The organism is uncultured Aggregatibacter sp., from assembly GCF_938046485.1.
Lineage (GTDB): Bacteria > Pseudomonadota > Gammaproteobacteria > Enterobacterales > Pasteurellaceae > Aggregatibacter.
Genome location: NZ_CALIWN010000055.1, coordinates 1 through 10,518 on the forward strand (window position 1 = coordinate 1; position 10,518 = coordinate 10,518).

General features: G+C 44.7%; 9 protein-coding genes and 6 pseudogenes. 12 read left to right on the top strand and 3 right to left on the bottom strand.

The window, feature by feature from the left end:
• From Q0203_RS07245 to hisIE, 11 genes and pseudogenes are all read left to right on the top strand, one after another.
• Positions 1–536: pseudogene (locus Q0203_RS07245) on the top strand (hypothetical protein); the annotation flags it as partial.
• Positions 536–808: pseudogene (locus tag Q0203_RS07250) on the top strand (phage tail protein); the annotation flags it as partial. The pseudogenes Q0203_RS07245 and Q0203_RS07250, both read left to right, overlap by 1 nt.
• A gap of 278 nt (positions 809–1,086) precedes the next feature.
• Positions 1,087–1,203: pseudogene (locus Q0203_RS07255) on the top strand (NAD(P)/FAD-dependent oxidoreductase); the annotation flags it as partial.
• Between the two features lie 352 nt (positions 1,204–1,555).
• Positions 1,556–2,455, top strand: coding sequence for an ATP phosphoribosyltransferase (hisG, locus tag Q0203_RS07260; protein ID WP_297930920.1), 900 nt, complete (start codon positions 1,556–1,558; stop codon positions 2,453–2,455).
• A gap of 54 nt (positions 2,456–2,509) precedes the next feature.
• On the top strand, positions 2,510–3,796 hold the full coding sequence (gene hisD, locus Q0203_RS07265) for a histidinol dehydrogenase (RefSeq protein ID WP_297930924.1): 1,287 nt from the start codon (positions 2,510–2,512) through the stop codon (positions 3,794–3,796).
• Between the two features lie 100 nt (positions 3,797–3,896).
• Positions 3,897–4,955, top strand: a complete 1,059-nt coding sequence (gene hisC / locus Q0203_RS07270) for a histidinol-phosphate transaminase (protein ID WP_297930927.1) — start codon at positions 3,897–3,899, stop codon at positions 4,953–4,955.
• Between the two features lie 18 nt (positions 4,956–4,973).
• Positions 4,974–6,062: a bifunctional histidinol-phosphatase/imidazoleglycerol-phosphate dehydratase HisB gene (gene hisB / locus Q0203_RS07275; RefSeq protein ID WP_297930930.1), complete on the top strand. Its 1,089-nt coding sequence runs from the start codon at positions 4,974–4,976 to the stop codon at positions 6,060–6,062.
• Between the two features lie 42 nt (positions 6,063–6,104).
• On the top strand, positions 6,105–6,704 hold the full coding sequence (gene hisH / locus Q0203_RS07280; protein ID WP_003781801.1) for an imidazole glycerol phosphate synthase subunit HisH: 600 nt from the start codon (positions 6,105–6,107) through the stop codon (positions 6,702–6,704).
• Between the two features lie 168 nt (positions 6,705–6,872).
• Positions 6,873–7,622 (top strand): 1-(5-phosphoribosyl)-5-[(5-phosphoribosylamino)methylideneamino]imidazole-4-carboxamide isomerase, encoded by a 750-nt coding sequence (gene hisA / locus Q0203_RS07285; protein ID WP_003781802.1) that lies wholly within the window; start codon positions 6,873–6,875, stop codon positions 7,620–7,622.
• Positions 7,604–8,377 (top strand): imidazole glycerol phosphate synthase subunit HisF, encoded by a 774-nt coding sequence (gene hisF / locus Q0203_RS07290; protein WP_297930937.1) that lies wholly within the window; start codon positions 7,604–7,606, stop codon positions 8,375–8,377. The genes hisA and hisF overlap by 19 nt, the downstream gene beginning before the upstream one ends.
• An 8-nt stretch (positions 8,378–8,385) precedes the next feature.
• Complete coding sequence (gene hisIE / locus Q0203_RS07295) at positions 8,386–9,033, top strand: bifunctional phosphoribosyl-AMP cyclohydrolase/phosphoribosyl-ATP diphosphatase HisIE (protein WP_040564209.1); 648 nt, start codon at positions 8,386–8,388, stop codon at positions 9,031–9,033.
• A 73-nt stretch (positions 9,034–9,106) separates the two neighbouring features.
• Here the strand turns inward: hisIE and Q0203_RS07300 are convergent.
• Positions 9,107–9,364: pseudogene (locus Q0203_RS07300) on the bottom strand (UDP-N-acetylglucosamine 1-carboxyvinyltransferase); the annotation flags it as partial.
• Here Q0203_RS07300 and Q0203_RS09665 point away from each other — a divergent pair.
• Positions 9,264–9,530: an integrase core domain-containing protein gene (locus tag Q0203_RS09665; protein WP_366517300.1), complete on the top strand. Its 267-nt coding sequence runs from the start codon at positions 9,264–9,266 to the stop codon at positions 9,528–9,530. The pseudogene Q0203_RS07300 and the gene Q0203_RS09665 sit on opposite strands and share 101 nt — an antisense overlap.
• Before the next feature lie 20 nt (positions 9,531–9,550).
• Here Q0203_RS09665 and lnt read toward each other — a convergent pair.
• Positions 9,551–10,411 (bottom strand): annotated as a pseudogene (gene lnt, locus Q0203_RS07305) (apolipoprotein N-acyltransferase); the annotation flags it as partial.
• Between the two features lie 21 nt (positions 10,412–10,432).
• A pseudogene (locus Q0203_RS07310) lies at positions 10,433–10,518 on the bottom strand (IS1595 family transposase); the annotation flags it as partial.

Consider the following 10,518-nt stretch of genomic DNA (forward strand, 5'->3'; position numbering starts at 1 on the left):
TAGAACGGGGAGATAAGAAAGCACCTAAAGCTCTCGACCAAGAAGCATTAGATAAACTAAATGCAAGCCACCAGTTAGTTTTATTGGATGTAATGATGCCTGTTTTAAACGGCATTGAAACCGCCTTTAAACCCATTTTAAACGAGAAAAAAGGCTTTTTCGGTTCTCTGTGGGATGATATTAAATTTGGGGCGAATTTTGTGGGGAATCTTTTGGGTATCAATCAGCCTGCGGATTACCGCACGCCTGATTTTAATCCAAATGCCCAAATCTCCCCTAACCCCTCTTTACAAAAGAGGGAGACAGAAACGTCAATATTTCACGATTATCAGCCTTTAAGCCGAAACGCGGTGACAAATAACGAACCCAACCAGCACAACGGCATTGTGGTGAATTTCAAACCGACCATCCACGTTGGCGGCAATCAAACACAAGGCGTAATGGAGCAAGTGCAACAAGGGCTAAATATGAGCCTTGTGGAGTTTGAACGCTTGCTCAATCGTGTATTAGACCAACGACAACGGAGAGCATACTAATGTATTTTATGTTAGGCAATATCGCCTTTGAGCCTGTCAATCTGACCGATTTTTCCGAAACCCATTCTGCGGATTTTGCCGAACATGCAGTACTTAAAGGCAAGCCTCGTTTGCAGGCAGTGGGCGAAAAACTCACGGAATTAAGCTTTGCTATTCGTCTGCATCACAAAATTGGTGGTGTGGAAAGCCGCTATCAAGCCTTGCTTTCGGCAAAAGCCAAGCAAGAAGCCTTGGCATTGATTTGGGGAGCGGGCAAATATAAAGGCAATTATGAGACCTTTGCAAAATACCCTCTCCCTCTTTTCACCCAACAGCCGAAACCCAAACCTAGGTTTTCGGCTGTTGGGTGGAGGGGGATTTTTGCAAAGGTCTCGGTTTATAAGTTTTAAGACTTAAAATTTAAACGCCCTTTAAATCATTATTAAAGGACGTTTTTGTTTCTCAAAATTCATGGATTTTAACCGCTAAAAATGAGAAACTTGAAACGTTTTAAATTTCTCACATTTAGCGGTTACGTTTCTCAAAATTCGCGAACGGCAACAACGGTGCTATGATGAACTTTATTCCTACCATTATTATTGGCGCCGGTGCCGCAGGTTTGTTCTGTGCCGCACAATTGCGGCAAACTTGGCAACAGGTTAGTGTTTTTGATAACGGCAAAAAAATCGATCTCCTACCGCATCATTCGATTATTGAAGAAATAAAACAAGATAAAAGCAATTCATGATCTTGATCAATAAAAAATACATCAATTAAATTTTTTTTCTTTTTGGGCTTGCGCTGACACTTATCCTTCAGTATAGTCAAGTCCAGTTCTATTTTAGATAAGGCTCAAAAAATGATTTTTTTAGGTAATCGTCGCTATCACCACCACCACTTGAATTCACATTCAAGCGTTTGGTGCTACCTGAAAAACAGATAAGAGTCGCTGAGAAAAAAATCTCGTAAAGCCCTCGAAGGTTCGCACCTCCGAGGGCTTTTTCTATTTCACATCAATAATTTTTACAGAGGCTATTTATATGCAAACACAAAACCGACTCAAAATCGCCTTACAGAAAAAAGGCCGTTTAAGCCAAGATTGCGCTGCTCTACTCAAACAATGCGGGGTAAAAATCAATTGGAACGAACAACGGCTTATCGCCTATTCGGAAAACCTACCGATTGAAATCCTGCGTGTGCGTGATGACGATATCCCAGGGTTGATTTTTGACGGTGTCGTAGACTTAGGTATCATCGGCGAAAATGTCTTGGAAGAAGAAGAGCTCGGTCGATTGGCAGCTGGCGAAACCATCGCTTACAAAAAACTACGCCAATTAGACTTCGGAGGCTGTCGCCTTTCGCTCGCGATTGACCGTGACCAAACTTACAACGGCGTGCAAACCCTTGCTAATCAACGCATCGCCACCTCCTATCCAAACCTTTTACGTCGCTATATGCAACAACAAGGTGTGCCTTTTAAAAACTGTCTGCTTAATGGCTCGGTAGAAGTGGCTCCAAGTGCTGGACTAGCCGCGGCAATTTGCGATTTAGTCTCTTCTGGTGCGACCTTAGAAGCCAACGGTTTAAAAGAAGTCGAAGTGATTTACCGTTCTAAAGCCTGCTTAATTCAACGTGCCGAACCGCTTGATGCAGAAAAACAAGCACTGGTTGACCGCTTGCTAACCCGCATCCAAGGTGTGCAACAAGCCTCTGAATCCAAATACATTATGCTGCATGCACCAAAGGATAAACTGACACAAATTACAGCGCTACTCCCAGGGGTTGAAAATCCAACCATTTTGCCATTAGCCAGTGATAGCACAAAAGTCGCGATGCACGTTGTCAGCCAAGAAAATTTATTCTGGGAAACTATGGAGCAATTAAAAGCCATCGGAGCCAGCTCGATTTTGGTATTACCAATAGAGAAGATGATGGAATAACCCAACCTTGTTTCCATTTACGGGAAAAGAAAATTAAATAAGAGGAAATAGGCAATGCAAACTTTAATCTGGAATAACTTAACTCAAGAAGAAAAACGCCAAGCCCTTGCCCGTCCGGCACAAAAAATTGGTGAAAGCATTAAACAGGCGGTGGATGCGATTCGTGAAAATGTTGCGCAAAACGGCGATAACGCGTTGTTTGAATTGTGCGAAAAATTCGACAAAGTAAAACTGACAAGCCTTGTTGTCTCTCCTGAGGAAATCGTCGCAGTTAGCGCTCGAATTTCCCCAGCGCTCGCGCAAGCAATTCAACAGGCAAAAGCCAATATTGAAGCCTTCCACAAGGCACAACAAAATCAAGAAATCGACATCGAAACCCAAGCTGGCGTGCGCTGCCAAGTGGTTACCCGTCCGATTTCCCGCGTAGGACTATACATTCCGGGCGGTTCCGCACCATTATTCTCGACTGTTTTGATGTTAGCGATTCCAGCAAAAATTGCCGGCTGTAAAAAAATTGTGCTGTGCTCCCCACCACCAATTGCCGATGAAATTCTTTACACCGCACAACTATGTGGCGTGGAAACCATTTATGCGGTGGGCGGTGCACAAGCCATTTTTGCCATGGCACAAGGCACCGAAACGGTGGCTAAGGTTGATAAAATTTTCGGGCCGGGTAATGCCTTTGTTACTGAGGCCAAACGCCAAGTGGTGCAAAGCGGTACTGCCATTGATATGCCGGCAGGCCCTTCAGAAGTGTTGGTCATCGCGGATGAAGCGGCAGATCCCGAATTTATCGCTAGCGATCTGCTTTCCCAAGCCGAACATGGTGCTGACAGCCAAGTGATATTAGTCACCACCAATGGGCAATTAGCCGCACAAACAGAACAGGCTATTGCCCGCCAACTGGCGCGTTTACCACGAGCTGAAACCGCCAACAAAGCCCTTGGCCACAGTCGTATTTTTATTGCCGAAAGCTTGGCGCAAGCCGTTGCAATCAGCAACGAATACGCACCAGAACACTTAATCGTACAAACCCAAAACGCCCGCGCACTCTTGCCGGAATTGGACAATGCTGGTTCAATTTTCTTAGGGGCATACAGCCCGGAAAGCATGGGCGATTACGCCAGCGGTACCAACCACGTGTTGCCGACCTATGGCTATACCAAAACCTACTCTAGTCTTGGTTTAGCGGATTTCAGCAAACGGATGACCGTCCAAGAACTCAGCCCTGAAGGGTTTAAAAATCTAGCAAAAACCGTGGAAGTAATGGCGGAGGCTGAGCAATTAGATGCCCACAAACAGGCTGTCAGCATTCGTTTGGCAAAACTAAATGCGCAGTAAGCTAAATCAAACGCCCTCTCGGATTTCCGAGTTTTTGCAAAAATAATACCTAACAAATTGATTTTATTATGGTTAAATAAAACGTAAAAAAGGATAACATATGAACACAACACAGCTTTCCCGTCCCAACGTCCAAGCACTAACCCCTTACCAATCCGCCCGCAAACTGGGTGGCAACGGGACGATTTGGCTCAATGCAAACGAATCGCCACTTTCGCCGAATTTTCAACTTTCCGGTAAAGACTTAAACCGCTATCCAGAACCGCAACCACAGGCAGTGGTTGAAGGCTATGCGGCCTATGCCGGAGTCAACGCCGAGAACGTTTTAGTCACCCGTGGCGGCGATGAAGGCATTGAGCTGATTATTCGCGCCTTTTGTGAACCCGCACAGGATGCCATTTTATTCTGCCCACCCACCTACGGCATGTATGCAGTCAGCGCTGAAACCGCCAATGTTACCTGCAAAACTGTGCCACTCGATGCCGATTTTCAGCTCAATTTGGAAGCCATTGAAGCGCAATTGGACGGCGTGAAAGCGGTATTTGTTTGTAGCCCAAACAATCCGACCGGCAATCTGCTCAAGCGGTCAGATTTAATCAAATTATTGCAAATGACCGCCGGCAAAGCGATTGTGGTGGTTGATGAAGCCTATATTGAATTTTGTCCTGAAGCGAGCTTCGCCAACGAGCTGCAAAACTACCCAAATTTAGCCATCATTCGCACCCTTTCTAAGGCATTTGCCTTGGCTGGATTACGTTGCGGTTTTGTTTTGGCCAATGCGGAATTGATTCAAATTCTAAGCAAGGTAATTGCACCTTATCCGATTCCGGTTCCAAGTGCGGATATTGCCGCCCAGGCGCTTGCCGATACAAATCTAACCGTGGTTAAGAAACGCGTGCAAACCACCCTAGACAATCGTCAATGGCTTGCCGACCAGCTAGTTGCATTACCGCAGGTAGAACAAGTCTTTCCAAGTGAAGCCAATTATTTGCTATTTAAATGCCAAGATGGCGAAAAAATATTTAAAGCCTTGTGGGATTTGGGAATTATTCTGCGCGACCAAAATAAAGCGTTAAATTTACAAGACTGCATTCGTATCACCGTTGGCACAAAAGAAGAATGTGAACGAGTGGTTGAAGCCATCAAACAAATCAACTAATACACAGGAGAACAGCCCATGCAACCTACTCTTTTCATTGACCGCGATGGTACCTTGATTGATGAGCCGAAAACCGATTTTCAAATTGATAGCCTTGAAAAACTCAAATTCGAGCCGAACGTCATTCCAGCGATGCTGAAACTGAAAGAAAAATACCGTTTTGTGATGGTATCAAACCAAGATGGTTTGGGAACGGACTCTTTCCCACAAGCAGATTTTGATAAACCGCATAATGCAATGATGGCGTTATTCAAATCACAGGGGATTGAGTTTGATGATGTGTTGATTTGCCCACATAAGCCGGAAGATCATTGCCAATGCCGCAAACCACAAACCAAGTTACTTAAAAAATATATTGAGGAGAAATTATTCGATCCTGCGCATTCTTTTGTTATTGGCGATCGAGCAAACGATGTGCAATTGGCTGAAAATTTAGGCATTCGCGCCATTCAATACCATCCGCAACAAATGCCATGGGAATTGATTGCCGAAAAATTATTGGGCGAAGCAGTAAGTAATATCGGCAACCGCGCACCACGTTTTGCCGAAGTGGTGCGTAAAACCAAAGAAACCGATATTAAAGTGCAAGTATGGTTGGATGAAACCGGAGTTAACGAAATCAAAACCGGCGTTGGCTTTTTCGATCATATGCTTGACCAAATCGCCACTCACGGCGGATTCCGCATGAACGTACAATGCAACGGCGATTTGTGGATCGACGAACACCATACGGTGGAAGATACTGCCCTCGCCCTCGGTCAAGCATTGAAACAGGCGCTTGGCGACAAACGCGGCATCGCCCGCTTCGGCTTTGTGCTCCCGATGGATGAATGCCGCGCCGAATGTGCCTTGGATTTATCCGGCAGACCTTGGATCAAATTCAACGCCAAATTCAAACGCGACAAAGTGGGCGATTTTAGCACCGAACTCACCGAACATTTTTTCCAATCTCTGGCATTCTCGCTACTCGCCACGCTTCACCTCAAAGCCACCGGCGACAACGACCACCATAAAATCGAAAGCCTATTTAAAGTCTTCGGCAGAACTTTAAGACAAGCGATTCGAATTGAAGGGAATGAATTGCCGAGTTCGAAGGGTGTTTTATAACACGATTATCCTGATATCACTCTTAGATATGGAAAAAGAGAAATGAAGACCAACATCACCATCATCGACACCCAATGCGCCAACCTCTCCTCTGTCAAATTTGCTTTTGAGCGATTAGGATATAGCGCAGAGATCACCAATGATCTCAATAAAATTAAATCTGCCGATAAATTAATTTTACCCGGTGTAGGAACCGCCAAGGCAGCGATGCTGAATTTACAACGCTTAGGCTTGGTTGAAATAATCCAAAATCTCACACAGCCTGTGTTAGGCATTTGCTTAGGCATGCAGCTAATGACGGAATTCTCTACCGAAGGCAATGTTTCCACCCTTGGTTTAATGAGTGGGCAAACCGAACTGATTCCGGATACGGGCTTGCCGTTGCCACATATGGGCTGGAATCGCGTACATTTTGATGAAAATAGCCCGCTATTTGATGGCATTGCGCAGGACAGCCATTTCTATTTTGTGCATAGCTATGCGGTATTGCCTAATGAAAATACCATTGCGACCAGCCAATATGGTGTGGATTTTTCTGCTGCTATCGCCTACGAAAACTTCTACGGCGTGCAATTCCATCCTGAACGTTCAGGCGAAAATGGTGCGTTGTTGTTGAAAAATTTTGTGGAAAAAGTGAAATAAACCACAGAGCTAAAATAACGCACGCACCCCCCTCTTTAGAAAAGAGGGGCAGGGGGAGATTTGATTAGGATGTCTAATTTCTCACGAGGTTGAAAATTACTTCTGCTAAATCTCTCCTAACCCCTCTTTGCTAAAGAGAAGAACTGATTACATTACACAGGAAAACCTATGCAAACATCACAAATCATTCCCGCCCTTGACTTAATTGATGGTCAAGTTGTGCGGTTACATCAAGGCGACTACGCCAAACAAACTACTTATTGCGACGATCCTATCGCACAATTTGCCGATTACGTTCGCCAAGGGGCACAGCAATTACACCTAGTAGATTTAACCGGAGCGAAAAATCCACAGGCCCGCCAAACCGCGTTAATTCGCCAAATCATTGCTGCAACGCCCTGCCCTGTGCAAGTCGGTGGCGGGATTCGTCGCGAACAAGATGTTGTCGATTTATTGGCGGCAGGCGCAAACCGCGTGGTGATCGGTTCAACAGCGATTAAAGAACGCGCCACCGTAAAACAATGGTTTACTCAATATGGCGCAGAGAAATTCGTGTTGGCATTGGACATCAACATCAATGCAAGCGGTCAAAAAATTGTGGCAATCAGCGGCTGGCAAGAAGCTAGCGGAGTGTTGTTGGAAGAGGTAATCGAAGACTATCAAAGTGTCGGCTTACGCCATGTGTTATGCACCGACATTTCGCGTGATGGCACCTTGGCAGGTTCAAACGTTGATTTATATCGTGAAATCTGCGCGCAATATCCCGATATTCAATTTCAATCATCGGGCGGCATTGGTAGCCTGGCAGATATTGAGGCGCTTAAAAATACCGGCGTAGCAGGTGTTATTGTTGGACGCGCCTTGTTGGAAGGCAAATTTAATGTAGCGGAGGCAATCGAATGTTGGCAAAACGGATAATCCCTTGTTTGGACGTACGTGATGGGCAAGTCGTTAAGGGCGTGCAATTCCGCAATCACGAAATTATTGGCGATATTGTGCCGTTGGCACAACGCTATGCTGCCGAAGGTGCTGATGAGTTAGTGTTTTACGACATTACCGCTTCATCGGATGGCCGCACGGTGGATAAAAGCTGGGTGCAACGCGTGGCGCAAGTCATTGATATTCCTTTCTGCGTAGCCGGCGGGATTAAAACTGTCGCTGATGCCGAGCAATTATTTGCTTTTGGCGCGGATAAAATCTCGATCAACTCTCCTGCGTTAGCTAATCCCGATTTGATTAACCAACTTTCCGAACGCTTTGGCGTGCAGGCGATCGTTGTTGGCATCGATAGCTGGTTTGAGCAATCAACCGGTAAATATTGGGTCAACCAATATACTGGTGATGAAAGCCGTACCCGCCAAACCCATTGGCAGTTACTTGATTGGGTGCAAGAAGTACAAAGCCGTGGTGCGGGTGAAATCGTGCTCAATATGATGAACCAAGATGGCGTACTCCAAGGCTATGATCTCACACAGCTTAAAATGGTGCGCCAAGTATGCCGCGTACCGCTTATTGCCTCGGGCGGTGCAGGCGAAATGGTGCATTTTCGCGATGCCTTTATCGAAACCAATGTAGACGGCGCATTAGCCGCAAGCGTGTTCCACAAGCAGATTATTCAGATTGGGGAACTCAAACGCTATTTGCGTCAACACAATATTGAAATCAGAGAGTAAGGAAAATGATGCTTAATACTAGCCTTATCAACTGGCAAAAAGTTGATGGTTTACTGCCTGTCATTGTCCAACATGCACAAACCGGTCAGGTGTTGATGTTGGGATATATGAATTCTGAGGCCTTAGCCAAAACCATCAATGAAGGCAAGGTGACCTTCTATTCCCGTACCAAGCAACGCCTCTGGACCAAGGGGGAAACCTCGGGGAATTTTTTAAATATCGTGGATATGAGCTTGGACTGCGACAATGACACCTTGTTAATTTTAGCCAATCCTATCGGCGCAACCTGTCATACCGGAGAAGACAGCTGCTTTCATCGATTTACCCAACAAGTCACCAGCCATTGGACATGGTTCGCCCAACTGGAGCAACATTTAGCAGAAAAGAAAAACGCCGATCCGGCTAGTTCTTACACCGCAACGCTGCACAGTAAAGGCATTAAGAAAATCGCCCAAAAACTGGGAGAAGAAGCGGTAGAAACGGCGCTAGCTGCCGTTTCGCAAGATAAACCGGAAACCCTCAGTGAAGCAGCGGATTTGGTTTATCACTTAACCGTGTTATTGCACCATCAAGGACTAATATGGGCGGATGTGATTGCAAAATTACAAGAACGCCATCAGGGAATTGGCTTGCATCCGGAGGGTTCGAATAAATAAACGCCCCTCGAAAATCAAAGTTTTTACGAAATATAAGTGTAAGTTATTGATTTTATTATATATTGATTCGGAAACTAATTGAAGCTCGTAAATCGGTTGCCATCACTTCGGCTCCGGACAAGGTAGCTACGCCATGACAAACTGCGGTATTCCCTTCGATTTCCGCTTTACCGCCCATCCGAATCAATTCCGGAATATGTATAAAACGGTTTTCAAAAATAGTCTCGGTAATGATACTGTTGCCTTCTGCAACCATATTTAACAACGTAAATTGTGCCTGCATATCGGTTGGAATTCCCGGATGTAGCGCAGTACGAATATTTACTGCTTTCGAACTATTAAAAACGGAATGCGTTTATGGTCGGGAATTTAATACACGAGAGGAGATAGTTAATGCGGTAAGGGATTATTTGGATTACGATAATCATCGACGGATTCAACTAAAATTAAAAGGACTGAGTCCGATACAATATCGTCGTCAGTCCTTATGTGGATAGTCCAGATTTTTGGGGTCTGGTTATTTTTGGCTACTATTTTGTGAAAGGTTCAAGCGGCGTTTTAATAACGTCGTGAAGCCACGTAATAACACAAAAATCAATGACAACACATAAATAGGTAAATTACCCAATGCTGCATAAGGTGTTTTGCCTTCTGTTGGCACAATTTTGTGCGTCAGCGTTGTTTCCTCAAATTGAGGCGCTTGCGCTTCAATGTTGCCTTTTGCATCAATAAACACTGAAATCCCTGTATTGGTTGCACGAATTAATGGTCTACCTAATTCGAGTGCGCGCATTCTAGCCATTTGTAAATGCTGCCAAGGGCCAATGCTATCACCAAACCATGCATCATTAGAAATCGTCAACAAATAATCTGTTTCTTTTTTCAGATTTTCACGAAGTTGCTCACCAAAAATAATTTCATAACAAATAGCCGGCGCAAAAGCATGTTGTTTTGCCATAAAAGATGGCTGTACCGCATCGCCACTTTGGAACGCAGACATTGGCAAATTAAATACGGAATTAAGTGGACGTAACACACTTTCTAACGGCACGTACTCACCAAATGGCACAAGATGATGTTTGCTATAACGGTTTTTTGTTGTTAATTCATAAGGGAAATCAGGATTCCCTGCCGTCACAATGGAATTTAATAATTTACCGCTTTGCTCATCACGATATACGGTACCAATCATCACTTCCGTGTTTTTCTCTTTCGCGACTTTATCTAAAGCGTCAAAAAATGGCGTAATGGCATTTTCCAAAGTTGGCAATGCCGACTCAGGCAAAATAATCAAATCAGACTTACCTAAATGCGCCAAAATTTGTTTTTGATAAATATCCAACGTGGCATAAAGATATTCAGGATCCCATTTTAAATTTGGGGCTGACGTAGATTAGCCCTAAATTCCACACCAATCCCGCAACGTTTTTAGCTGCCGGGACGGTGTGCCGAAGTTAAACCGAAATTCGCATTCTTTCAAGAACA